General features: G+C 36.2%; 24 protein-coding genes and 1 riboswitch. Of the genes, 10 read left to right on the top strand and 14 right to left on the bottom strand.

The genetic code is table 11. The annotated features are described in order from the left end of the window. The first annotated feature begins 86 nt into the window (after positions 1-86). The 7 genes from KYI10_05400 (at position 87) to brnQ (ending at position 9471) form a co-directional block, all read left to right on the top strand. Positions 87-2861: a 2-oxoglutarate dehydrogenase E1 component gene (locus KYI10_05400; protein QYA31835.1), complete on the top strand. Its 2775-nt coding sequence runs from the start codon at positions 87-89 to the stop codon at positions 2859-2861. 13 nt (positions 2862-2874) lie between these two features. Further along, positions 2875-4110, top strand: a complete 1236-nt coding sequence (gene odhB, locus KYI10_05395; GenBank protein QYA31834.1) for a 2-oxoglutarate dehydrogenase complex dihydrolipoyllysine-residue succinyltransferase — start codon at positions 2875-2877, stop codon at positions 4108-4110. 68 nt (positions 4111-4178) lie between these two features. Then, positions 4179-5030, top strand: a complete 852-nt coding sequence (locus tag KYI10_05390; protein QYA31833.1) for a VOC family protein — start codon at positions 4179-4181, stop codon at positions 5028-5030. Positions 5031-5070: 40 nt separating this feature from the next. Further along, the gene (locus KYI10_05385) at positions 5071-5277 is read left to right on the top strand and encodes a DUF6501 family protein (protein ID QYA31832.1); all 207 of its coding nucleotides are present in this window, start codon (positions 5071-5073) and stop codon (positions 5275-5277) included. Between the two features lie 157 nt (positions 5278-5434). Beyond that, positions 5435-6217, top strand: coding sequence for a MoxR family ATPase (locus KYI10_05380; protein QYA31831.2), 783 nt, complete (start codon positions 5435-5437; stop codon positions 6215-6217). Continuing rightward, positions 6217-8058 (top strand): hypothetical protein, encoded by a 1842-nt coding sequence (locus tag KYI10_05375; GenBank protein QYA31830.2) that lies wholly within the window; start codon positions 6217-6219, stop codon positions 8056-8058. The genes KYI10_05380 and KYI10_05375 overlap by 1 nt, the downstream gene beginning before the upstream one ends. A gap of 84 nt (positions 8059-8142) precedes the next feature. After that, on the top strand, positions 8143-9471 hold the full coding sequence (gene brnQ, locus KYI10_05370) for a branched-chain amino acid transport system II carrier protein (protein QYA31829.1): 1329 nt from the start codon (positions 8143-8145) through the stop codon (positions 9469-9471). A gap of 12 nt (positions 9472-9483) precedes the next feature. Here the strand turns inward: brnQ and KYI10_05365 are convergent, their stop codons facing one another. From KYI10_05365 to KYI10_05355, 3 genes are read right to left on the bottom strand one after another with little or no spacing between them, the layout of a single operon-like run. Continuing rightward, positions 9484-10641, bottom strand: a complete 1158-nt coding sequence (locus KYI10_05365) for a toxic anion resistance protein (protein ID QYA31828.1) — start codon at positions 10639-10641, stop codon at positions 9484-9486. 2 nt (positions 10642-10643) lie between these two features. Then, positions 10644-11351 (bottom strand): 5-bromo-4-chloroindolyl phosphate hydrolysis family protein, encoded by a 708-nt coding sequence (locus tag KYI10_05360; GenBank protein ID QYA31827.1) that lies wholly within the window; start codon positions 11349-11351, stop codon positions 10644-10646. 18 nt (positions 11352-11369) lie between these two features. Further along, positions 11370-11636 (bottom strand): acylphosphatase, encoded by a 267-nt coding sequence (locus KYI10_05355; protein QYA31826.1) that lies wholly within the window; start codon positions 11634-11636, stop codon positions 11370-11372. Between the two features lie 126 nt (positions 11637-11762). On the opposite strand from KYI10_05355, the gene KYI10_05350 reads away from it, so the two are divergent. Both KYI10_05350 and cspA read left to right on the top strand, forming a co-directional pair. After that, positions 11763-12062 (top strand): DUF1033 family protein, encoded by a 300-nt coding sequence (locus KYI10_05350; GenBank protein QYA31825.1) that lies wholly within the window; start codon positions 11763-11765, stop codon positions 12060-12062. Positions 12063-12276: 214 nt separating this feature from the next. Then, a complete protein-coding gene (cspA, locus tag KYI10_05345) occupies positions 12277-12477 on the top strand; it encodes a cold shock protein CspA (protein QYA31824.1) in 201 nt (66 codons plus the stop codon). 144 nt (positions 12478-12621) lie between these two features. Here cspA and lysA read toward each other — a convergent pair whose 3' ends face one another. The 9 genes from lysA to KYI10_05300 form a co-directional block, all read right to left on the bottom strand. Then, complete coding sequence (lysA, locus tag KYI10_05340; GenBank protein ID QYA31823.1) at positions 12622-13893, bottom strand: diaminopimelate decarboxylase; 1272 nt, start codon at positions 13891-13893, stop codon at positions 12622-12624. Then, complete coding sequence (alr, locus tag KYI10_05335; GenBank protein ID QYA31822.1) at positions 13871-14956, bottom strand: alanine racemase; 1086 nt, start codon at positions 14954-14956, stop codon at positions 13871-13873. The genes lysA and alr overlap by 23 nt, the downstream gene beginning before the upstream one ends. Then, the gene (locus tag KYI10_05330) at positions 14953-16098 is read right to left on the bottom strand and encodes a M20 family metallopeptidase (GenBank protein QYA31821.1); all 1146 of its coding nucleotides are present in this window, start codon (positions 16096-16098) and stop codon (positions 14953-14955) included. Before KYI10_05330 ends, alr begins: the two co-directional genes overlap by 4 nt. Positions 16099-16152: 54 nt before the next feature. Further along, positions 16153-16872 (bottom strand): 2,3,4,5-tetrahydropyridine-2,6-dicarboxylate N-acetyltransferase, encoded by a 720-nt coding sequence (gene dapD / locus KYI10_05325; GenBank protein ID QYA33916.1) that lies wholly within the window; start codon positions 16870-16872, stop codon positions 16153-16155. A gap of 12 nt (positions 16873-16884) precedes the next feature. Next, positions 16885-17607, bottom strand: a complete 723-nt coding sequence (gene dapB / locus KYI10_05320; protein ID QYA31820.1) for a 4-hydroxy-tetrahydrodipicolinate reductase — start codon at positions 17605-17607, stop codon at positions 16885-16887. After that, positions 17604-18494 (bottom strand): 4-hydroxy-tetrahydrodipicolinate synthase, encoded by an 891-nt coding sequence (gene dapA / locus KYI10_05315; GenBank protein ID QYA31819.1) that lies wholly within the window; start codon positions 18492-18494, stop codon positions 17604-17606. Before dapA ends, dapB begins: the two co-directional genes overlap by 4 nt. An 11-nt stretch (positions 18495-18505) precedes the next feature. Beyond that, complete coding sequence (locus KYI10_05310) at positions 18506-19495, bottom strand: aspartate-semialdehyde dehydrogenase (protein QYA33852.1); 990 nt, start codon at positions 19493-19495, stop codon at positions 18506-18508. Between the two features lie 18 nt (positions 19496-19513). After that, positions 19514-20737: an aspartate kinase gene (locus tag KYI10_05305; protein QYA33851.1), complete on the bottom strand. Its 1224-nt coding sequence runs from the start codon at positions 20735-20737 to the stop codon at positions 19514-19516. A 71-nt stretch (positions 20738-20808) separates the two neighbouring features. Continuing rightward, a riboswitch (Lysine riboswitch) is annotated at positions 20809-20982 on the bottom strand. A gap of 62 nt (positions 20983-21044) precedes the next feature. Continuing rightward, positions 21045-22646, bottom strand: coding sequence for an ATP-binding cassette domain-containing protein (locus tag KYI10_05300; protein QYA33850.1), 1602 nt, complete (start codon positions 22644-22646; stop codon positions 21045-21047). Positions 22647-22820: 174 nt separating this feature from the next. On the opposite strand from KYI10_05300, the gene KYI10_05295 reads away from it, so the two are divergent. After that, positions 22821-23687: a S1-like domain-containing RNA-binding protein gene (locus tag KYI10_05295; GenBank protein QYA33849.1), complete on the top strand. Its 867-nt coding sequence runs from the start codon at positions 22821-22823 to the stop codon at positions 23685-23687. A 31-nt stretch (positions 23688-23718) separates the two neighbouring features. Here KYI10_05295 and KYI10_05290 read toward each other — a convergent pair whose 3' ends face one another. Further along, positions 23719-24420 (bottom strand): SDR family oxidoreductase, encoded by a 702-nt coding sequence (locus KYI10_05290; protein QYA33848.1) that lies wholly within the window; start codon positions 24418-24420, stop codon positions 23719-23721. 17 nt (positions 24421-24437) lie between these two features. After that, complete coding sequence (gene pepF / locus KYI10_05285; GenBank protein QYA33847.1) at positions 24438-26237, bottom strand: oligoendopeptidase F; 1800 nt, start codon at positions 26235-26237, stop codon at positions 24438-24440. Positions 26238-26241: the final 4 nt, after the last annotated feature.

Below are 26241 nucleotides of genomic sequence, written 5' to 3'. Positions count from 1 at the left end.
CAAAGTTATGTTTTACCTCTTTAATTTCATGCTTTGCTTTGTTAAAATAAAAATGTAAACGTTTTATAAAAATGGAGGGTGGAACCATGACAAAAGGTAAGAACCTAGAAGAAGCACCTCCTAGATTTGGTACAAATTTAGGAATACTTCTTGAAATGTTCGATCAATATCAAAATGATCCTTCATCAGTCTCTGATGAACTACAGGAACTGTTTTCTAATATTCAGGGGAGTAAGGGGAATTCTGGAATAGGTAATACAGACGCAGATATCATCAAGAGATTGATGCGCCTTGTAGATAATATCAGACAGTACGGGCATCTAAAAGCTGATATTTATCCCTTATATAAACCGAAGCGTGATCAGCATCTCAAGCTTTCTGTAGAAGATTTCGGACTTTCTGAAGAAGTATTAAAGCAGTTACCTGCTTCTCTTGTTTCTGAGCATTATGGAGAAAGATTAAACAATGCTTTTGAAGCAGTTACTGAAATGCAGCAGACTTATCAAGGTCCGATTGCTTATGAAGTTTCTCATATCAACAATAGTGAGGAACGCGAGTGGCTGAAAACTACAATTGAAAGTAAGGTAAAAAGAGATTTCAGTAAAGAAGAGAAAGTTGAATTGCTTAAAAGCGTCGCACGTGTAGAAGGCTTTGAAAAGTATATCCATAAGAATTTCGTCGGTGCAAAACGTTTCTCTATTGAAGGGGTAGATGCGCTTGTACCAATGCTTGAGAATGTTATAAAGTTTGCCAGTGAAAATAATATTCAGGACATTGAAATTGGAATGGCACATCGCGGTCGACTAAACGTTCTGACACATATCCTTGAAAAACCATACGAAATGATGCTTTCAGAATTTATGCATACTGATCCAATGAAGTTCCTTCCTGAAGATGGTTCTCTAGTTGTCACAAAAGGATGGACTGGGGATGTTAAATATCATCTAGGTGGTACAAAAACAACGACACGCTTTGGTAAAACGCAGACCATTTCTTTAGCAAACAACCCGTCTCATCTTGAAATAGTTGCGCCCGTTGTACTAGGAAAGACAAGAGCGGTACAGGAAGTTACAGATGGTGTCAATAAACCAGAACAGGACTTTAATAAAGCACTTGCTGTGTTAATACATGGTGATGCAGCATTTCCGGGTCAAGGTATCAACTTCGAAAGTATGAACTTAAGTAATCTTAAGGGGTATTCAGTTGGAGGATCACTGCACATCATTACAAATAACCGTGTAGGTTTTACAACAGAATCTTATGATTCACGTTCAACTACATATGCTACAGATGTTGCTAAGGGCTACGATTTACCAATCATCCATGTTAATGCTGATGATCTGGAAGCATGTATCGAAGCAATTGAACTTGCGATGGCTTATCGACAGAAATTCAATAAAGATTTCGTTATTGATCTTGTAGGTTACCGACGTTACGGACATAATGAAATGGATGAACCTACAGTGACGAATCCAATGCTGTATAAAGAGGTTAAAGGTCATCCAAGTATAGAAATTCTATATGGTAAGTCACTAGTTGAAGCTTCCGTAATTACTGAGGATGAAATGAATGCAATCTTTGAAGATGTAGCTTCCAGACTTCGTTCAGCTCATGATGCAATTGATAAATCTTCAGTCAATAATGACAGTGAGATGCAAATGCCGGAAGCTGTTGAAGCTGGATATGAAAAATTAGATACAGGTGTAGCATTAGAACAGTTGAAACAGTTAAATGAGGATATGTTATCAACGCCAGAAGAATTCACAGTGTTCAATAAGCTGCAGAAGATTTTAGAGAGACGTAATGATCCATTTACGAAGGATGGACTTGTTGACTGGGGTCATGCAGAACTTTTAGCTTATGGAACAATTATTCAAGATGGTAATCCAGTACGACATACTGGGCAGGATGCTGAACGTGGAACATTTGCACACCGTCACGCAGTACTCCATGATGTTAAGAATGGTGATAAGTATATCCCTTTACAACACATTGAAGGTGCCCAAAGTTCATTCGATATTCACAACTCACCGTTATCAGAAGCGGCTGTTGTTGGATTTGAATATGGATATAACCTGCAAAACAATAAAGCTTTAGCGGTTTGGGAAGCGCAGTATGGTGACTTTGCTAATATGGCGCAAATGATCTTTGATAATTTCATTAGTAGTGCTGAAGCAAAATGGGGAGAAAAAAGTGGTCTTACATTATTGCTCCCGCATGCATATGAAGGACAAGGTCCAGAGCACTCTTCTGCTAGATTGGAGCGATTCTTACAACTAGCAGCTGAACACAACTGGACAGTTGCGAATCTATCGAGTACGGCAAACTATTTCCATTTATTAAGACGTCAAGCTCAATATTTAGGAACAGACAGAATGCGTCCTCTTGTAATAATGAGCCCAAAAAGCTTATTACGTAATAATTTTGTTTCTGATACGATTGAGAAATTCACTGAAGGCGGCTTTAAAGCGATTATTTCTAGTGAATACAAGAAGACAAAAGTTAAGAAACTCTTAATTGCAAGTGGTAAGGTTGCTGTGGACCTTATGACAGAGCTTACTAAAAATCCAAATGACGAAGTTCATGTCATTCGCCTTGAGCAGATTTATCCGTTCCCAGAACAAGATATTAAAGCGATTATAGATGATCTAAAAGGATTAACAGAAATCGGTTTCGTACAGGAAGAACCGAAGAATCAAGGTTCATGGCATTATATTTATCCATTATTAAATAACATTAAGCCTGCTAAGGTAAAATTATCATATTATGGGCGACCACATCGTGCAGCACCAGCTGAAGGTGATAATGAAATTCATAAAATCGTACAATCAAAACTTATTAGCGAAGCGTTAAACATTTAAGGGGGAAATTAAATTGGCTGAAATCAGAGTTCCAGAATTAGCAGAATCAATTACAGAAGGTACAATATCGACTTGGTTCAAACAAGTTGGAGACAGTGTTGAAAAAGGCGAAAATATCGTAGAACTTGAAACAGATAAAGTGAATGTTGAAGTTATCTCAGAAGAAGCGGGGGTTGTTACAGAGCTTAAAGCTGCTGAAGGTGATACAGTTGAAGTAGGTTCAGTTATTGCAATTGTTGAAGCTGGGGAAACACAAAAAGCTACCAATGATGCGTCTCAACAAGAAACATCAGCACCTGAAGAGCAGTCAGAATCTAAAGAAGAGGTAAAATCTGAGGAGAAAACGGAAGCTGCTGATAAATCATCAGAACGTATCGTAGCTACACCATCTGCACGACGCTATGCACGTGAAAATGGTATTGATTTAAGTGATGTAAATAGTAAAGATCCACGAGGACTTATTCGTTCGCATGATGTTAAAAATACACAATCAGCGCCTGCACAAAAATCAGAAGCACCAAAACAAACGGCATCTAACCCGGAGAAACCCATAATAAGAGAAAAGATGTCTCGTCGTCGTCAGACTATCGCAAAGAAATTACTGGAAGTATCTAACAATACTGCGATGTTAACAACATTCAACGAGGTAGATATGACGAATGTTATGGAACTTCGTAAGCGTAAAAAAGATAAGTTCCAGGAAGATCATGATGGAACGCGTCTAGGATTTATGTCATTCTTTACGAAAGCGGTTGTAGCAGCACTCAAGAAATATCCTGCTGTAAATGCTGAGATTGATGGAGATGACTTAATCTTAAAGCAATTCTATGATATTGGTGTCGCTGTTTCTACTGAAGAAGGATTAGTAGTACCAGTCGTTCGTGATTGTGATAAGAAGAACTTCGCTGAAATAGAAGGGAGTATCTATGACCTTGCCGTCAAAGCGAGAGATAAGAAACTGTCCTTAGATGATATGATGGGTGGATCATTTACAATCACAAATGGTGGGGTATTCGGTTCATTGATGTCAACGCCAATCATTAACGGAACACAAGCAGCTATTTTAGGTATGCATTCAATTGTTACTCGACCTGTTGCAATTGATAAAGAACGTATGGAAAATCGTCCGATGATGTATATCGCATTAAGCTATGATCATAGAATCATCGACGGTAAAGAAGCTGTCGGATTCTTAAAGACAATAAAAGAGCTGATCGAAAGCCCTGAAGATTTATTGCTTGAAAGCTAATATTGATTTACGTTCGTCCACTATACATTGTATAATATGTATAGTGGACTTATTTTTTGGAGGTTTATATGCAGACGAATGGATTACATCATGTTACGGTTGTTACACATGATATACAGCGATTTTATAATTTCTACAATAAGGTACTTGGATTTAAACTACTCAAGGAAACTGAGAATATAGAAAATACGGCGATGAAAAACTTGTATTTCGGTGACAATAAGGGCAATGCAGGAACATTACTGTCTGTAATAGAAGTTGTGAATCCTCTATTTGTTAAATATACAACGGATGAAATTTATGCCTATTCACTCAGAGTACCAACGGACTATAGCCTCTATGTATTTAAACTCCGTTTTGACGAAATGAATATCAAATATGATACCGTCATTAAATTAAATGGCAAGCATGCATTACCATTTTACGACTGTGACGGAAGATGCGTATATCTCATTTCTGATGAACATAATAAAGGGATTCCTTTAGGGGAGCCTGATGATGACAGTAATGTAGATGCGATTCATCAAATTCTCGGTTTAGGGCCAGTTCTGATTAATGCTTCAAATCGGTTATTAACATCCAGTATACTGACACAAGTATTAGACTTAAAGCACACATCTAGTTATCAGCTAGCAGCATTTGATAATGATGTTCAGGTGTTTACTTCAGGCGATGGAGGTAATGGTGGAGAAATCCATGTCGTCCAAGGTGCTGCATCAGAAAAGAAACGCGCAGCGAATATTGAGCAGGTGGGAATATCAGTAACTGAAGAAGTATTATTTGATTATAAGAAACGATTAGAATCTGTTAATATTCCGCATTCAGAGATTAGTGATCGCAAATTTTATAAGACAATCTTCTTTAAGGATCCATGCGGAATTGTATTCGAATTAAGTACAAGACCCGATTTTAATTTGTAAGCAGTAAATATCAAGAAATTATTATAAAAGGAGAATGATTATGTTACATGAAGAATGGCAAAACAAAGAAGCGATTAAGCACGTTGAAGTTATTAATGTAGATGCAAAAAAATATAAAGTAAGTGATATGCTGACTGTCGGAAAAGTTTATGATGTTGTCAATGAAACGGAAGAGTATTATCATATCAGAGATAATAGTGGTAAAGTAGGCGGCTACTATAAAGATTACTTTAAAGAAGTACAGTAGTACAGATTGATAACAAAGATGATACAGCTTGATTAATTTATTTGTTCTTCAATATTGAGGTATAGTACAGACCCGTTTAATAAAAGGATACAATATAGTATAATAGAGGATGCAAATCCTCTATTTTTTTATGGGATAATTTGAAAGGATGAATATAATGATTAAATACCAAAATAGTGATGCGAGTATAAAAGAAGATGCATTGATCATGTTGAAGCTGAAGAAAAATGTACTGCTAAAAGGGCCGACAGGATCAGGTAAAACAAAATTAGCTGAAACTTTAAAGGATGAATTAAAGTTAAAGATGAATAGCATCAACTGTTCTGTCGATCTGGATGCAGAAAGCTTATTAGGATATAAGACCATTGAAAATATAGACGGAGAAAGTCAAATTGTCTTTGTTGACGGGCCTGTACTTGAAGCGATGCGAGAAGGTAATATTCTTTATATCGACGAAATTAATATGGCAAAACCTGAAACTCTACCAATTTTAAATGGTGTTCTTGATTATCGTAAGACGATTACAAATCCTTTTACAGGAGAAGTAATTACAGCCCATGAAAACTTTAAGGTGATCGCTGCGATTAATGTCGGATATGTAGGGACATTACCGATGAACGAAGCATTGAAAAACCGATTTGTTGTGATAGATATGGATTATATTTCTGGTGACATATTAAAAGCTGTAATTAAAGAACAGACATTACTTGAAGATGAGCAGTTAATCGATCAGATCATAAAGTTTAACCATGATTTAATTACAATGGCGAGTCAAGGTCAAATTAGTGAAGAAGCGAGCTCAATACGTGCGTTACTAGATTTTTGTGATCTAACGACAGTGATGCCAGTCGAGCGTGCAGCAAAACGAGCTATCATTGACAAATTAGATGATGAGCGCGAACAGAATGCGATTCAAAATGCACTGGAACTGAATTTCTAATGAGTGAAAAGTTTATACTTTTTAATGATGAAGTTGTTGATCCTTCATTAATTATGACATTAACAGACCTTGCACAATTGTTGCTCGAAGATAATGAAGTGAAAGTTGATTTTCAGAAGTTTGCCTATTATGATCTGGTTGAAAATACGATTAACGTATCATTTAAGTGGAAACATCGCAAAGAAGATGAAGTTATAAAATTATTAAAGAGTGACTGTATATTATATGCCTATGGATTTCAATATATAGCACTTGATGCTGTAAAAGAGATTATAGAAGAAGATGTAAGGTACCCATCATTATTTCAGCAGTTATTTATGATGATTGAAGAATACCGATTGATGCACCTTATCAGAAAAAGCCGTCCATTTACAAATAAATTCTTTACTGTACGTGTAAAAGAAAAAATAAAAGACAATGAAGGTCAGATTGATTTTTATAGAACAAAGGCCATGCCTACGGATGAATTATTTCTACAAGTTGAGCATGCATTACTTATGGAAAATGCATTGTCATTTACGTCATACTATAAGCCGGAAACTGAACTTGCTATGCAACTCGCATTGCAGGATGCATTTACATTGAATGATACATATGACAGTATGAATCTTGCAAATAGAGTTTATTATATACTAGAGCAAGTCATCCATCAGGATATGCTCAATGAATATTATCATATCCCTAAAAATGCCTTTATGAATGCACATGCCTATAAGAAGGCCAATATGGATAAAGCGCACCAGGATGTTGATGATATGGAAGCATCAGAGCATGTTCAGACGAAACAAAAAGATATAAAGACAGAGAACGGTGCTTATCTGGAAACAGAAGTAACAGAAGGATCAAATAGTAACAATATTAAAGAGAATGACAGGCAAGGGGATGCAGGTGATGACATCACAGAGATGTTGATGGCTAAAGGGAAAGCATCGCCTCCTCAAGTAGATGCTCACGGTAATGATATCAGTGAATTTGTCGGAGAAGAGAATAAATACACTGAAATTATATGGAAAAACAGTGAACAGAATGAGTCCAGCAGAGCAACATACAATTTGTACAAAGATGAAGTGAATAAAGAAATAAAATCTTTAGTAAATGTGATTAATAAAAGTATTGAACACGAACAGACATCTGCCCGTATGAATTTAAGCAAAGGGAAGCTAAGTCGCAAACTCACTACCTGGTTCCTGGATGATAAAAAACGTGTATTCTATAAAGAGGATCAGGCGTCTTACAAACTTGATGCTACATTTTTGCTGCTTGTTGATGCCTCTTACAGTATGGAAGATAAAATGGTAGAAACGATGAAAGGGATTGTGTTATTTCATGAGACACTCATGCAGCTTATGATAAATCATGAAATTATCGCGTTCAATGAAGATGGATTTGAAGCGGATCAATATAATCAACCAAATTATTTTGAACATATTATTCCTTATGAACATGCATTAAATGATAATTACTCAGCAAATATTGTGAGTTTTCAAAATGGAGAAGATAATCGTGATGGGCTTGCAATTAGAGTTGCTGGACAAATGCTGAAGCAAAGAAATGAAAAACAGAAGTTTTTAATTGTATTTTCAGATGGTGAGCCATCTGCATTTGATTATGAATCGAATGGAATTATTGATACACATGATGCCGTCGTTGCTCTCAGAAAAGAAAATGTATACGTCATCAATATCTTTTTGAGTCAGTCAGTTATAGATGATAATACACGTGCAACTGTGCGTAATATCTATAATGACTACTGTATTTTTGTGGAAGGAGTGGAAAAGCTACCAAGCATTATTCAGCCTTTACTAAAAACGTTATTGCTGCAAAGCATGAAACAATTTTAAAATATTCAGAAAATATAAAAACTTGCTTGTTTTCAACGGTTTAAAGTGTTATTATAATTTTTATTAATCAATAGGAGGTTTTATATGAATAAGAACACTTGGATCGTGGGTTTTATGCTATTTGCAATATTTTTTGGTGCAGGAAACTTAATTTTCCCTCCGAATTTAGGTTTTTCTAGCGGACAGTTCTTCTGGCCAGCAATCTTTGGTTTTGTGATAACTGGCGTGGGATTACCTTTATTAGGCATCATTGTAGGGTCATTAGATGAGGATGGGTATAAAGGTGCATTAAAGAAGATTAATCCTACGTTCGGTGTCATCTTTTTAGTTGCAATTTACTTGACGATTGGACCGCTTTTTGCGATTCCTCGTACAGGTGCTACTTCTTACGAGATGGCAGTTGTGCCATTCTTAGATAAACCATCCGCAATGTCTTTATTTATTTTCACTTTAATTTTCTTTGGAATTACTTTATGGTTATCAATCAATCCGTCCAAGATGGTGGATAGAATTGGCTCCATATTAACACCATTGCTGCTCGTTTCAATTATTGCATTAGTTATTAAAGGGTTTATGCTATTATCTGATGAATCTCCAGTAACAGCTGATAGTAATATCTATACTGGTAATACGCGTAGTTTCTTCACTGGATTTACAAATGGGTATAATACCATGGATGCTATCGCTGCAATTGCGTTCAGTGTAATCGTTATTTCTGCGATTAAAGGGAAAGGTATCACGAAGGAGACAGGTTTATTTAAACAGACTGCTTTTTCAGGAATTATAGCTGCGATTGCATTAGGATGTATCTATGTTTCATTGGGCTGGATAGGCAGTCGTTATCATTTAACACAAGATGAACTATCAAATATTTCGAATAACGAGCTAGATTTAGGAACTTATTTATTAACACATGTAGCTAACGCAACATATGGCACTTTCGGGAAACTATTGATTGGTGCTATCGTTTCACTTGCATGTTTAACGACAGCTACTGGTTTAGTTGTAGCTGTATCAGAATATTTTCATGAAATATTTCCAAAAATATCTTATAAAATGTATGCAGTTGTGTTTACCTTGTTTAGCTTAGTTTTAGCAAATCAAGGTTTGAGTTCAGTAATCGCGATGAGTGTTCCTGTCTTATTGGTACTATATCCAATTGCGATGACACTTTTACTAACAATGCTCTTAGCTAAGTTTATTCCGACACCGCAGCTTGCAATGCAGATTCCAATCTTTATCGTGACAATTATTGCAATCTTATCCGTACTACAAAGCCAGTTTCAGATTGCACCATTTATGGATCACTTACCGCTTAAAGGGGAATCGATGGAATGGTTATTATTTGCAATTGTAGGTTATGTGATTGGTCTTTTAATTGGTAAGGATAAAGAAAAAATTGTATATTCATAACAAAACCAGAGATTAATATCTCTGGTTTTGTTCTTGTTGAAGTTGTAGAAGCTGTGTTTTTAAATCCTGTTCCATCTTGCTGAGCTCTATTTCTGCATTGCGTCGTTTTTCCTTTCCTTCCGCCTGTATATGCATCGTTTCACGTATAGTATCTACTATATTTTGCTGTGTTATCTTTAAAGTTTCTAATTCAACGATGCCACGTTCGTTTTCTTCAGCAGTACGAATTGTATTCATCTTTAACATCTCTGAATTTTTGAGTAGGAGTTCATTCGTCGTATTTGTAACTTGCTGCTGCGCTTTAGAAGCCTTTTGCTGATGAAGCAGACTCATTGCAATAGCCATCTGATTCTTCCATAACGGAATACTTGTGAGAATTGAACTTTGAATCTTTTCGGCTAAAGTTTGGTTAACATCTTGTATCATACGAATTTGAGGCGCAGACTGCAGTGTAATTTGTCTGGATAGTTTAAGGTCATAGATTCTTTTATCGAGTCTGTTGACATAATGTCGCATATCATTAACTTCCTGAACAATCATCTGATCATTTGTGTGCAGCGCTTTTTGCTCAAGTTCAGGTAGAAGTTGATTATTAATTTCATCTCTCTTTTCTTCTGCTGCGATAATGAACATGTCAATCGCTTCAAAATATTCCTTATTCTGATCGTATAGCTGATCCAGCATATTGATATCACGCATTAATACATTCTTTGAATTATCAAGTTCCACTGAAATTCTATCAATCTGACTTGCGACAGATTGATATCTTGAAATAAGTTCATTTACAGATTTTGATACACGTTTAAATAATCGTTTCACCTTACTCTTATCGATATTCTGTATTTCATCTGGATCAACTTCTTTAAGCTTCTTCATAAGCTGATCTAGATTATTGCCGATAGAACCAATATCTTTTCCTTGAACCTCATCTAATATTTGGTGTGAGAACTGAGATAATTTTTGCTGTGCACCTGCGCCATAAAGTAAGAGCTTTTCATTATCTAATGGTACAATCTGATTTTTTATCTGATTGATTTGTTCACGTTTTTCAATAGACATCTCACTGTTATCAAAAGTCGTTGTAATATTATTTTGTTGTTCAGGAATTATTTCTTTCTGAATTTCGAAAGGGTTGCTTACGAGTTCGTCTGTTAAATTTTTATTGCTCATGGTTATTTCCTCTCTTCTTCATAGTGAACTGCATTTTTAAATTGAAGTGGAGCTTTCTCTTTATGCTCAATCTGTGATTGTTTGTCATTAAATAATTGTTTAGTTGTATAGTTATCTGCCAGATTAATTTCAACTCTCATTGTTTCATAACTCTCTTTGTTGAGTGCACGTAAATCGGCTTGTAATGTACGCTTTAGTTCATCTAACGTCAGTCTGGCATGATTTAACAGTTGCTGATCCTCTTTTGTTTTATGAGGCATTCTTGACAAATAAAGATATTCATTTAATAAATTGACCGTATTGTCGAGATGTGAGAAGAAAAAGCTATCCACATTAAAAAACTTTGATGGAGACTTCTGAACATTCTTAAAAATCACGCGTGCCAGTTTATTTATCTCATTAACATTTTTAAGTTCACTTAATGAGCGGACTTTCTTGTATTGAACTAATAGGTGTTTGATTTTTGGTTCTGCAATTTTTAACTGTTTCCTAACGTATTTATAATCATTTTTTGATAGGCCAATTTCTTTAAGATAAGTATGTGCTGCTTTTTGCTGTACAGGTAAAAACGTCATGATATAAGATCCAAACATTATTAAAGTATCAAGCCACATTTCAAATTGAAATATGTTCATGGAGATTATACCAGTTATAATCGCAACGGGTATAGCTAAAATTGCACCTAATATATAGGAGGTATTATATTTCATATAATCAATCCTTGTCATTTATTTAAGCGTTGTAAATCTATTGAATTGCTGAGGCGATATTTCTTCTGATGTATATGACTCCACCTTAGACATAGGAGATGCACCGCGTATTACAGCCTGTTCAAATTGTGACAAATTTTCATCGCCAGTCGCATAGATTTCTACATGCTCATCTACATTTTGAACAGTGCCAGTAATGTGATATTGTAGCGCTAGTCTTTCGGTAAAATATCGAAATCCAACGCCCTGGACTTTACCGAAAACTTTAATATGCAATGTTTTCATTAATGTCACCTCTTATTTATTATTATAAGTAAGAATGCAAAAAACTCCTAATAAATCGCATTGGTAATAGCATTTACTTGAACTTTTTTATGATGACATTCATAATGTGATGGAGAGGTGAATGCCATGTATGAAGTCGTTACTATTCGAGCAGAATATGAAGGATGGTGGCTTTTTGAAGATTTATGGGATTGTGTGACAGAACTTAATAGATTTAGTACGTTAAAAGACACAGAGACATATTATAGTGAGCAACTCAATAAGCTAAGAAAAAAATTTAAAAACGAGCTTATCGGAAAGCATAATATTCATGCATTCTATAATAACTGTGAACTGATTTACTGTGAAGACTGTGATGATGATATTCAAATCTTTCATAGTCTGATCGTCTTTAAAGATAAGCAGGTCGTCACGATGAAGCTTTAATGTTACAATAGATTAAAGATTGTAAAAAGTTAAAATATACAGTTTATTGTATTGCATATCTAAGTTGTGTATCTTATAATATTATATAACCAATAGGATTATTCCATATTACAAAGTAAATGTAAGAAGATGTATAAGAAATACACTGCACATGTTTATTTTGTAATATGTGAATAATCACATATTGAATTATATAGTGTGGAGGTTTCTTATTATGAAACAAGGTACAGTAAAATGGTTTAACGCAGAAAAAGGATTTGGATTCATCGAGATCGAAGGAGAAAATGATGTATTCGTACATTTCTCAGCGATCAATCAAGAAGGGTACAAATCATTAGAAGAAGGACAAGCAGTGGAATTCGAAGTTGTTGAAGGCGACCGTGGACCACAAGCTGCTAACGTTGTCAAATTATAATTTTAATGCAATAAATTATATATGAACGTTAATATTAACCCCCAACATTAGTTGGGGGGTTAATATTTTTTAACTATAAAATATTATAATAATGTTATGTAAACTTTTATTTATATTTAAAAATCCCCAAAAATAAATAGGGGATTAAAGAACTTCGTTTGCAGTCAGATGTTCTAAAGATTGTCTTTTTATTACTTGTCGTACGTTATCTTTCGTGACAAATATTACTGCTGGCTTTAACATCTGGTTATAATTAGAACTCATACTATAATGATATGCACCTGTCGCTTTAACCACTAGCAAATCACCACGTTTAATTGATGAGGGGAGCATTATATTGCGCATAATAATGTCGCCAGATTCGCATAATTTACCAGCGACGGTTACTTCTTTATCGTGTATTTCATTACGATCTACAAGTAGTAGTTCGTATTTCGCATTATATAATGCTGTCCGTATGTGATCGCTCATCCCACCATCTATTGATACATAACAGTTTGTATCAGGAATATCTTTGACAGTACCAACCTCATAGACTGTAATACCAGCTTCACCAACGATTGAGCGCCCCGGTTCTAATGATATTTCTGGTACAGGATAGGAATGTTTCTTACATTCATTTATTAGTGTTTCAGTTATCCTCTTAATACCTTCTTCGATAGGGTAGCTGATATCTTCTGAAGTATATTTGATGCTGAAACCACCACCAATATTTAATATATCAATTTCAATTTTGTGTTGTGTCAGCCAGTTTATGACAAGTTCAATCGTCTTGATTGTGCCCGTAGACTCAAATATTTGTGATCCAATGTGGAAATGAACGCCTTTGAATTCGATATGAGGTGCGGCTTCAATTTGTCTTACGCCTTTTATTGCTAGTCCATGTCTGATACTTAAACCAAATTTACTATCTTCCTGGCCAGTCTGAATAAATTCATGCGTATGAGCTTCAACGCCAGGATTAATGCGTAGTACTGCTTTTACAGTTTGTTCTAATGAACGCGCAATATCATTGATGCGTTCGATTTCATCAAGGCTATCGATAACAAAATATTCAACCCCTGACTCAATCGCGTATTTAATTTCTCGATCTGTTTTATTGTTTCCATGAAAATGGATCTGTGAAGGTGAAATTTTAGAATGTAGTGCTGTAAATAGTTCTCCTTCACTAACGACATCAAGTCCCATATGCTCTTCATTCATTAAATTAAATAACTGAACAGATGTAAATGCCTTAGAAGCATAAGAGATTGTGTAGTTTAATCCAGATGCTTTTAATGCACTATGAAATCTTCTGCATTGATTACGTATTTCATCCTCATCGTAGATAAATAGTGGGGTACCATATTCTTCAGTAATTTGTCGAATATTATGTCCGTTGATTGTAAGTTGATTATTGATATACGTTAATGTCATTGATATACTCCTTTTTTAATGAATGATGGTTCAGTGCACTGAGCTGTTCAGAATTTGCTCCGACACCTTTAAAAGTGAACGCATCGATTCTAATCTCGTTACTATATAATATTACTTCATCTCCAGCTTGCACTGTATCATCTACTTCTACAAACATATGACTCATCATCAAAGCGCGGATAGGATGACGTTTACCCTTGATGATGCAGTCATGCTTACTTCTCGTCCTCAATATGCCATCACCATAACCGATATCTACTACAGCAAGCTTCGTTTCTTTCTCTGCTGTAAAGGCGAAGCTGTATCCTGCAGATTCTCCCTTTGATATATTTCTTACTTGAATTACATTTGCACTAACAGTCAATGATTGGTGGGTAACAGATTCGTCTAATGATGCATAGGGTCTGCTTCCATAAAGAATAATGCCAATTCTGACATGTGTATGATCATCAAATAGGCTATCTCTCATAAAGCTAGCGCTATTTTGACTATGGATCATTTCAAAAGCATGATACTCAGAAATCCATTTCAATCCTTTTAACCAGGCTTCTTTTTCATTTTCGTATTCCGTAACATCAAATTCATCGGCATAACCGAAATGTGTCCATATCCCGTTAATATTCATCTGTAAGTGAACAGGTAACTGATTATTGTCATCAATTACAGCTTTCATTTCTTCAAATGTTTTAAATCCAGAGCGATGGAGAAGATTTTCATATTCGAGATGTACTGATATCCCATCTAATTCAGTCTGATACTTATGATAGAATGCTAGAGAAGGTAACGTCATTTGAATATCATATTGTCTTAAGTCGTTGAATTGAGTAACAGGATTCATCAAAAATATAGTAGCTTCGGGTGCTATTTTTCTTATGAGAATTGCTTCATTTAAATTCGTTGTACTAAAAGTTGTAATACCAGCTTGTAGAAATGCATCTATTGCAAATTCCAGTCCATAATGATAGGCATTGTTCTTTACGACGGCCATTACAGGAGTATTGCTCTTCACGGATTTCACATTTTCCACAAACTTAGTACGATCTACAGTCCATCGCGCAGTCATTTTGATCCCTCAAATCTGTTAAAAATTGCTTCCAGAACGTCAATCCCATATATCAATGCGGATTCATCAAAGTTGAACGTCGACGTATGAAGCCCTGTAACAAAATGTTTATCTTCGTTTCTGCACCCTAAAAATGCGAAGGTGCTGGGTATGATTTTTCCGTAGAAAGAGAAATCCTCTCCAAATAAATAAGGTTCTTCTTTTTCTATTCTATTGATTTTACTATCAATCAAAGCTTCGCTCATGAATGCATATGCTAACTCGTTATTTATCGTTGGAGGATACCCTTCCGCAAATTTAACCTCTATTGTACAACCGGTAATTAACTGAGCAGAGGTTGCAATATGATCCATCTGTTGTTTAATAACTGCTAGATTGTCCATATCGTATGTTCTGATTGTACCTTCTAAGTAACCATTGCTAGGCACTGTATTGATTGCTTCACCTGCATGCAATTTACCGATATGGATGATATTCGACTTTAAGCCTGGAAGATGATAATGCTGGATTTGAGAGAGTTGATTGAGTATCATCGTCAAGGCTTCAGCAGTCGAATGTCCTTGTTCTTTGTTGGCAACATGACTCGATGTGCCATTAATAAAGAAACGATATTCAGTTGCGCTGGCAGTTAATGCACCAGGTCTGCTTAATAATGTACCTTCATCGTTATCGGGCTGCATATGTAATCCGAATATATATGAAGGCTGAATTTCAAATTGATATGCATTCAGTAGATGATGAGCGCCAGCACCTGACTCTTCAGATGGCTGAAATATAAAGTAAACAGTTGAATTTAACGGTGTAATATCATGGCTTTGTTTAATGCGTCGTATTAATGCGAGTAGCATTGTCGTATGACCATCGTGTCCACAAGCATGCATTACTCCATCACGTAGAGAACGGTAGGGCACATCATTTTCTTCATGAATCGGCAGAGCATCAATATCTGCTCTAAAAGCAATTGAAGATGTTCCTGTACCTTTAATATAAGCAACACAACCAGTACCTAGGGGAGAATCATAAGCGATTCCCATTTTATTAAGTTCTGATTTGATTAATTCTGTTGTTTTGTATTCTTCAAATCCTAATTCTGGATACATATGCAATGTGCGTCTAATATGTGTAATATAATCTAATTCCATTGTTTCACCTCATAAAATTTAAAGCTAATTGTGACAAGCACAATTAGCCTTCTGCTATTTCTTTAACTGTCTTAATGCCTGTACAATCTCAATCTTACTGCCTTCTACTTCATGAGCTTGCTTAATTACTCTAGCAGGTGTCCCAGCTACTACACTACCAGCAGGGACATCTTCAGTAACAATCGCTCCAGCTGCTACAACTGCACCTTTGCCGATACGTACACCTTCTAGTACAACGGCATTTGCTCCGATAAGTACATCGTCTTCTATGATCACTGGTTGTGCACTTGGAGGTTCAATTACGCCAGCAAGTACTGCACCTGCACCAACATGAACATTCTTACCAGTTGTTGCACGACCACCAAGCGTGGCATTCATATCAATCATTGTTCCTTCTCCCACGACAGCACCGATATTAATCGTTGCACCCATCATGATAACTGCATTATCATGAATGACTGCATGTTCACGAATGAAAGCTCCTGGTTCAATTCTAGCGTTAACTTTTGTCTGATCAATCAATGGAATTGCTGAGTTTCTTCTGTCATATTCAATTTCAACATCAATCACAAGTGTTTTATTATTTTCGTAGAACTTTTCCCACTCTGACAGTTCAGTGAAAATTGTTTTTGATGTCTCGCATCCAAATACTTTCATAGTCTCCGGAAAAGTTACATCTGAAAAGTTTCCATTTAGATAAACTTTAATTGGTGTCTTTTTTTCTGAGTTACTAATGTATTGTATAATTTCCTGTGCTGTAAATTCCTGCATTATTATGCTCCTTTATTATAAATTTTCAAATGTGTAATAGCCTTTTTCTTTCTGAATTAATTTCTCTGCAACATCGATACTTCCATTGGCGAATATATCTTTACTTAATGCCTGATGGGTAATCTGAATTGTTTCGTCATGTCCTGCAAATAATATTTCGTGTTCGCCGACAATTGTACCCCCACGTACAACACTGATACCAATATCATCCTTATTACGTGGGGTATGAACGTCTGTGCGATCATAAACGGGGTTTAATGAACGTTCTGAAGTAATTGCATCTAAAAGTTTAACGAGTGTCCCGCTTGGCGCATCAACCTTTTTATTATGATGACGTTCAATCAGTTCGATATCCATATTCGTTAACAACGGTACTGCATATTTAACGAGTTCCGTGAGTACATGGACACCGTAACTCATATTTGCACTGAAAAATACAGGAGAGTGCACACTTTTTAATTCTAGCAGCTCGATAATTGATTCTTTTTCTCCCGTTGTAGCCATAACGATAGGAGTATCGACATCACTTTTTAATAATGGAATAGATAAGGCTGGATTAGAAAAGTCTATGATAACATCAGCTTCTGGAAGTGTTTCTAATTTGTCTGATGTATAGACAGGGTAGGGTGCTGACCTTTTTTTGCTTAATATTATACCTGCTATTTCATGTCCTCTATTCTCAGCTAGATGTGCCACACGTTGATTCATAGCTCCGTAACCATTTAAAATAATCTTCATGAAAGATCACTTCCTTTAGCAATACGATTATATACTTCAATCAGCTGTTTTGTATCTTGTTCTAACATCGGAACTAAAGGCAATCGTAATTCACCATTCGCATAACCGATATAAGTGACCAGTGCTTTGATCGGTATAGGATTGACGTCTACAGATAATGCATCTATGAGGGGCAGCACATTATTGAACTGATGCTCAGCTTGATTGCGATCAACCTGATATATTCGGTAAACATCACTGAACTCTGCTGGTATCACATTTGCAATAACTGAAATTACGCCGTCGCCACCCGCTTCATAAAATGGCAGGACACTATCATCATTACCACTATACAATGCGAAGTCATCAGAGACCGCAGATTTTAATGCTTTCATATAGTTCATATCACCTGTTGCGTCTTTTATACCGTATATATAAGGGTGTGCCGCTAAGGTTGCGACAGTTTCTGGTTCTATCGTCATATTGGTTCTGGAGGGTACATTATAGAGTAATACTGGCAATTCTACAGCATCTGCAATTGCGGTGAAATGGGCAATGAGGCCACGCTGACTTGTTTTATTATAGTAAGGCGTAATCAGCATGATACCATCAACTCCTAAAGTTTTGACCTTTAATGAATGATCTATTGATGCCTGCGTATTATTTGTACCGGTACCAGCAATTACAGGAACTCTGCCATGTGCAACGCGTACTGCTATTTCAATAGTTTTAAGTTTTTCATCTTCTGTTAATGTAGAACCTTCACCCGTTGTCCCATTAATTATTAATGCTTCAACATTATTATTGATAAGAAAATTTAAATGTTCTTCGAATAATCTGTAATCTATCGTTTGTCCATTAAATGGAGTAGTTACTGCAACACCTGTTCCTTTAAAGTGTACGTTCATAATTTCACTCCTTATCGATTTAATTGATGCGTATGAATCTGTCCTAGAATTTGAACCGCATTCAGTGCTGCGCCTTTTAGAAGGTTATCGGCAGTACACCAGATATGGAAGGAATTCTCTAATGAGTCATCTCTTCTGATTCGTCCTACATAAACATGATCAGTTCCTGTCGCTGTAATCGCCATCGGGTATTCATTGTCCTGTGGATTATCTATAAGCACGACTGAATCGTCATTTTCGAAGAGCTGTTTTATCTCTTCAACTGTAGCTACTTTATCAAGTGTGACATTGATTGCAACTGAATGGCTATCCTGGACTGGAATTCTGACACAAGTTGCTGTCACCTTTACATCTTGTAATCCAAGAATCTTCTTCGTCTCATCAATCATCTTCTGTTCTTCTTTTGTGTATCCACTGTCTAAGAATACATCGATATGAGGTAAAGCATTGTTATAGATAGGGTGGGGATAGTTTGTCGGTGCAATCCCTTGTGCGCCATTTTTAAGATCATTGATGCCTGCGACACCGCTTCCTGACACTGCTTGATAAGTTGTGTAGGCGACGCGTCTAATACCATATTTATCTTGCAGTGGTTTAAGAGGTACGACAGACTGAATCGTAGAACAGTTCGGATTAGCGATAATTTTACGTTTAAGTTTAGGTGAATTGACTTCAGGAACAATGAGGTCGATATCCTCATGCATTCTAAAAGCACTTGAATTATCTATTACGATGCTGCCTGCTGATTCAAAGATAGGTGAAAAACGTTCACTTGTAGCACCGCCTGCACTCATAAGCACAAAATCAAATTTCTGGTCTGCTTCTTCTTCAGTCAAAGCTCTTACTGTATAAGTCTTGCCTTGATATTCCATAGATTTACCGGCTGAACGCGGTGAGGAATATAATACGAGTTCATTAAATGGAATCTGCTTTCTTTCTAAAACTTCAAGCATTTTTTGTCCGACTAAACCTGTAGCACCTACAACTGCAATTTTATACATAATTGACTCTCCTTAATTTTATATATTAAATACTTTACATAATGACTGTACTGCATGTTCACCGTTTTCTTTATCTATAACATATGAAATTGATATTTCACTTGTTGTTACCTGATAGAAGGGGATTTCATTATGAATCAATGATTTAAATACCTTTGATGCAACGCCGCTCATATCTCTCATACCTGAACCGATAACAGAAAGCTTTGCATACGTTGAACGCGACTGATGGCTGATAGCCGGGTAGTTTGTACTTAATCTATTAAAAATACGTTCAATCTGTAACTTATCTGTGTCTTTCATTGTGAATGAAATTTGAAGGCCATCTAAGTTTACGATTTGAGATATCATATCGATATTGACTTCTTCTTGTTCTAATTCATCAAATAATTGATTTAATAATTTCGTATCATTCATCGGGTAGCTTAGTGTCACATACTCCATATCGTTATCTAAGGCGACACCAGTCACTGCTTTTTTCTCGAGTATTTGGTCTTTTGGCATAATCCAGGTTCCTCTCTCATTCGATAAAGTTTTTCCGAGATAAATCGGAATATTATAGTTTCTAGCAATTTCAACACTTCTTGTCTCAAGTACTCCAGATCCGAGAGAGGAGAGTTCCATCATCTCTTCAAAGCTTAATTCATCTATATGTCTTGTCTCAGGATAGATACGTGGGTCTGTTCCAAAGACACCTGTAACGTCTGTATAAATTTCACAAGGAGCACTTAACGCTGCTGCTAGTGCTACCGCCGTAGTATCACTACCACCACGGCCGAGCGTAGTAATTTCATCCTGTTCATTTATACCTTGAAACCCTGCGATAATGATAACATCATGTGATTTGAAATTTTCAATGAGCTTCTGATCATTAATTTCAGTAATCTTACTTTTAAGATAATGTCCTTTCGTGCGAATGCCCGCCTGACTACCGGTCATCGCAATAGATGCAACGTGTAGATCATGCAATATAATCGATAAGTAAGAGATGGTCTGCTGTTCTCCAGTAGTAAGCAGCATCGCTAATGCACTTTCTTTCGGTGTACTAGAGATTGAACTGACATTTCTCATAAGGTCATCTGTAGTTTTTCCCATTGCAGAAACGACGACAACTAGTTTTTCATTATTTTCTGTGCGTTCCTTTAAGTAATTAGCGACTGTGCTAATCTTATCGAAATCACTAACTGATGTACCTCCAAACTTTAATATACGAATGTTTGATTGAGTTATTTGATTATGCAATTAAAATCCCCCTATGGCATCTGCAACAAAAAAACAAGCCCGGATATGCTCCGGGCTTGTTAACGTTTATATACAAGCGATGCACTCCATTATAGTAATATAATGACAGATTCCTAGCTCTTAACCTGTGAATCCAACACTATGTATGCTGCAACATAATATAGCGTTTCGGCATCGCACCCTTTCCATAACTTATTGCAGTAGGGTAGTTATGTACTCATGATTGATGCGCCTCATCTGTTTCTTTATTAAGTTATGAATATAATCATACAAAAAGTATTCTGAATTGTAAAGTATTTTTAGAAAATTATTTTAATACGCCTTGTTCCTTTAAGTATTCTTCATAAGTGATCTCTTTTGATAGACCACCAGTTACATTTAAGTCGATGACACGGTTAGCGATAGTATTGATGAATTCAAAGTCATGTGAAGTAAAGATGATTGAGCCTTTAAATGCTTTAAGGCCATCATTTACTGCAGTGATACTTTCTAAGTCGAGGTGGTTTGTTGGTTCATCTAATAATAATACGTTTGCACTAGACAACATCATCTTACTTAACATACAACGTACTTTCTCTCCCCCTGATAATACGGTTGCTTTCTTGCGAACTTCTTCACCTGAGAAAAGCATACGTCCTAGGAAACCACGTAAGAATGTTTCAGTTTGTTCTTCTGGTGGAGCATACTGACGTAACCATTCTACAAGGTCAATGTTTTTGCCATCAAAGTATTCAGAGTTATCTTTTGGTAAATACGTCTGACTTGTAGTGACACCCCATTTATAAGTACCTTCATCAGGATCCATTTCTCCGGCCAAGATTTTTAGTAATGTTGTCTTAGCAATCTCTGAATCACCGACAAGCACAGCTTTATCGTTTGGATTCATTGTGAATGAAATGTTATCTAAGACCTTAACGCCATCAATTGATTTTGATAATCCTTGCACTTGAAGCAGCTCATTACCGATTTCGCGTTCAGGTTTAAAGTTAACGAATGGGTACTTACGACTTGATGGCTGGATGTCGTCAAGTTCAATTTTTTCAAGCATCTTCTTACGGCTCGTTGCTTGCTTAGATTTTGATGCGTTTGCTGAGAAACGTGCAACGAAATCTTGAAGTTCTTTAATTTTTTCTTCTTTCTTCTTGTTTGAATCCTGTAACATTTGCTGTGCAAGTTCACTCGACTGATACCAGAAGTCATAGTTACCAACATAGATCTTAATCTTACCGTAGTCAAGATCAGCAATATGCGTACATACGTTGTTCAAGAAGTGACGGTCATGGGATACTACGATCACAGTGTTCTCAAAGTTGATTAAAAATTCTTCTAACCAGCTGATGGCAGGGATATCAAGCCCGTTCGTCGGCTCATCCAGTAATAATACATCAGGTTCACCAAATAGTGCCTGTGCTAAGAGCACTTTGATCTTCTGATTGTTTTCAAGCTCTGACATTTTCTTTTCGTGCAGATCGTCTTTAATACCGAGTCCAGAGAGTAATACTTGTGCATCACTTTCTGCAGTCCAGCCTCCCATTTCACCAAATTCGCCTTCAAGTTCAGCTGCGCGCATACCATCTTCATCCGAAAAGTCAGGTTTCATGTAGATTTCATCTTTTTCCTTCATTACAGTCCATAATCTTTCGTTCCCACGAAGTACGACGTCTAATACGCGTTCCTCTTCATAAGCAAAGTGATCCTGTTTTAAAACAGATAAACGCTCATCTTTTCCTAATGAAACGTGGCCTGTCTGTGAATCAATTTCACCAGATAGGATTTTTAAAAAAGTTGATTTTCCGGCACCATTTGCACCGATTAAACCATAACAGTTGCCTGGAGTAAATTTAATGTTTACATCCTCGAATAACTTTCTATCGCCGAAACGTAAACTTACATTAGATACTTGTAACATGTATGATCTCCTTTATAATTATTTCGCGTAAATTATACCATATTTGGATAACAAATTTGCATTCCATATTCAATAATAGCATGCTTTCCGGTACATTTATACATTAACAGACTATATTTTAATTATGTGTTATAATAAGTAATTGATAAAGGCAGAGCCTTAAAGGAGAGACATATGGAACAAAAACAATTATCAGGAAGTATCGACTTCCTTCGTGTAGACCGTTTAGAAGGATCTACTTATTATTTATTAGGACCAAACAGCGAAGAAGTAAAGCTCAATGCATCTGAAGTATTAGAGGGTGATGAGCTAGAAATCGGCGAAGATTATTCATTTTTCGTTTACCCAGGTCGTACTGGTGATCTATTTGCAACACAAAATATACCTGATATCTCAACAGATCGTTATGATTGGGTAAAGGTTATCAAAAAAGACCGCGATGGTGTAACCGTAGATATCGGTATACCGCGTGAGATCATCATCCCTTGGGAAGATCTTCCCAAATTAAAAGAAGTGTGGCCTGAGGCAGGAGATGAAGTATTTGCATGTTTACGCGTTGACCGAAATGATCAGTTATATGGTCGTCTTGCAAGTGAAACGATTGTAGATACGATGTATACAGCGGCGCCTGAAACATTACTTCATACAACGATTACAGCACATCCTTATCGACTCTTACGTGTCGGCACATTTTTACTATCAAAAGAAGGGTATAAAATCTTCGTACATGAATCAGAACGACGTAGTGAACCACGTCTTGGTGAAGCTGTAGAAGTACGTATCATTGGTCATAAAGAAGATGGGATATTAAATGGCTCATTTTTACCACTTGCGCATGAACGTATGGATGATGATTCTGAAATGATCTTAACGATGCTGAATGAGTATGGCGGGGAGCTTCCGTTTTCTGATAAATCAGATCCTGAAGCGATTAAAGAAGTATTTAATATGAGCAAAGGTAGCTTTAAACGCGCAATCGGCAGATTATACAAGAATAAGCGCATTACTATTGAACCCGATAAAATTAAATTAAATCAATAAAAAAACGGCTGATTCAGCCGTTTTTTTATTTTTATTGTAATGACCATCCCTGGTCATTGTGATAAATCATTAATTTACTCATACCACCGTCAATCGTAATGTTTTCGCCTGTTATAAATGCTGCTTCTTCTGAACATAGAAATTTGGCCATTTCCGCAATATCTTCAGGTTTACCAACACGACCTGCAGGGTGCTGGTACGCATTTGCACCTTTATAGATTGTATTTGTAGTGTCAATCCACCCCGGACTGATAGCATTTACACGCGCAATGCCGCTTAAACTCACTGCCAGTGCATGGGTAAGCGCATGAATACCGCCTTTTGCTGCGCTGTAACTTTCAGTCTGAGCTTGACTCATCGCTGCACGAGTAGAGCTGATATTTACAATTGACGCACCTTCACTTAGATGAGGTTTCAATAACTTCACAAGATAGAATGGGGCAGTTACACCGACTGAAAGCGCATGTTGAAATTCTTCATATGTACAATCATCAATACCTTTCATAGCTGGTAATGCGTTATTAATAATAATATCTACTTTTTGGTAGTGTGTTATTACTTTCGACACAAATGCTTCCAGTACCTTCTCATCAGCGATATCACCGTGATAAAAACTTCCTTCCTGTATATCGATACCACATACAATTGCGCCAATTTTTTCAAAACTTTCTTTAATACATTTACCGATACCACTCTGATCACCAGTAATGACAACTACTTTTTGTTTAGACATTACACATCAGTCCTTTATTAATTCTCAATTTCTTCTGTTAGCTTTTCAAGTTCATCAACGAGACTTCCGATATAAGCAATCGTTTCTTTAAGTGGGGCATCCGTAGTTAAATCAATATTGACCATTTTGGCAAGTTCTACAGGAGCTTTAGAGCCACCAGCCTTTAATACTTCAGTCCAAGCTTCTACAGCAGGTTGTCCTTCTTCTAATATTCGTTTAGACATAAGTGTCGCAATCGTTAGTCCTGCAGAATACGTATACGGATATAACCCCATATAATAGTGAGGTTGACGCATCCATGTCAGTTCCGCACCTTCAGTAATTTCCACAGCATCTCCCCAGAAATCTGAAATGACGTTACGCTTTATTTCATTAAGAAGTGGGGCAGTAAGCGATTCACCTGCATCTACGCAATTATAGACTTCACGTTGATATGCCGCTTCTAACAAGTGTGTCACAAAATTGTGATAGTACGTTCTAGAGATAATCGATGCAATCACCCAGCGTTTAAACTTAGGATCATCCGATTCTTTTAATAAGTAATTTGCCATAAGCATTTCATTCATCGTACTTGGTGCTTCTACAAAATACAGCGAGCAGTTAGCATCAAATATATTCTGGTTATTATTCGCATAGTTAAAATGACCAGCATGTCCTAATTCATGTGCTAACACAAATACTTCAGTCATTTTAGACGTCCATGAAATTAAGATAAACGGATTCGTAGCATATGGACTTGCACAAAAAGCACCAGTAGATTTCCCTTTATTCTGTACAAAATCAATATAGCGTTTGTCATAAGAATCGTTCACGAGCTGCATATATTCTTCGCCCATTACAGAAAGTGCTTTCTTAATGTAATCATGTGATTCTTCTACTGTAATATCTGGTTCAGATGACTCATCCAATGAAATTTTTAAGTCTTCAAATTTCATTGTTTCAAGTTTATTTGCTTTTTGTATCAGTTTTGCATAACGACGCATATGTGGAGCAAGTTCTTTCGTTATTAAATCAATTTGGCGATTGTATAGATCACGTGACACTTCCTGATCATGTAACAGGAAGTCAATGACTGAATCATATCCTCTTAATTCAGATTCAATCTTTTCCTGCTGCACTTGTGTATCATAAGTCTTTGCTGTAGTGTGTTCGTACCTTCTCAAAGTATCAGAGAAAGCTTTAAAGGCGTTGCGTCTAACTTCTGTATCATTATCAACTTCTAGTTCACCTTCGAACGAAACATAACTCATCGGTATCGTCTTACCGTGTGCTTCAAATGTACCGAAATCGATATCCTGCATTTTAGTCGTATCATATAAATTATAAGGAGCATTAAACACTGGAGAGAACGATGCTAAAGCCTTTTCAACCTCTGGATGTAATTCATATGGTTTCGCTTTAATTAATTTTTCAAAGAAACGACTATATGGCAGGGTATCTTTCAAAGTTATAAGCTCTGATTCTTCTTTTGCTATAAGTTCCGAATTTAAAAATGTAAGCTCGCTTGCAATCTTACCGTAACTTGAAGAAAATTTGCTATATAGTTTTCCGGCATCAGGATTTGTCTGATCTGTACTGAACTGCAAGTTTGCATAATTTCCTAAAGTATCTAATGCGATATTAAGCTCTGCATATGTATCTAACGCTTCATGGATTATGTCTGCGTTGTTTAAATTACCTTTATATTTCTTGTTGAATTCACGTGCATTTTCTACTGCTTGTTCTAACGCTTGATAAAACGAAGCATCATCTTTAAATAGGGGAGATAAGTCCCATGTTTCTGACACATTAACTTCGCTTCTTGATGGTAATCCCATAAAT

This window comes from Macrococcus sp. 19Msa1099, assembly GCA_019357535.2.
Taxonomy (GTDB): domain Bacteria; phylum Bacillota; class Bacilli; order Staphylococcales; family Staphylococcaceae; genus Macrococcoides; species Macrococcoides psychrotolerans.
Note: the sequence above shows the minus strand (reverse complement) of the source record. Positions and strands in the feature narration are given on the sequence as shown.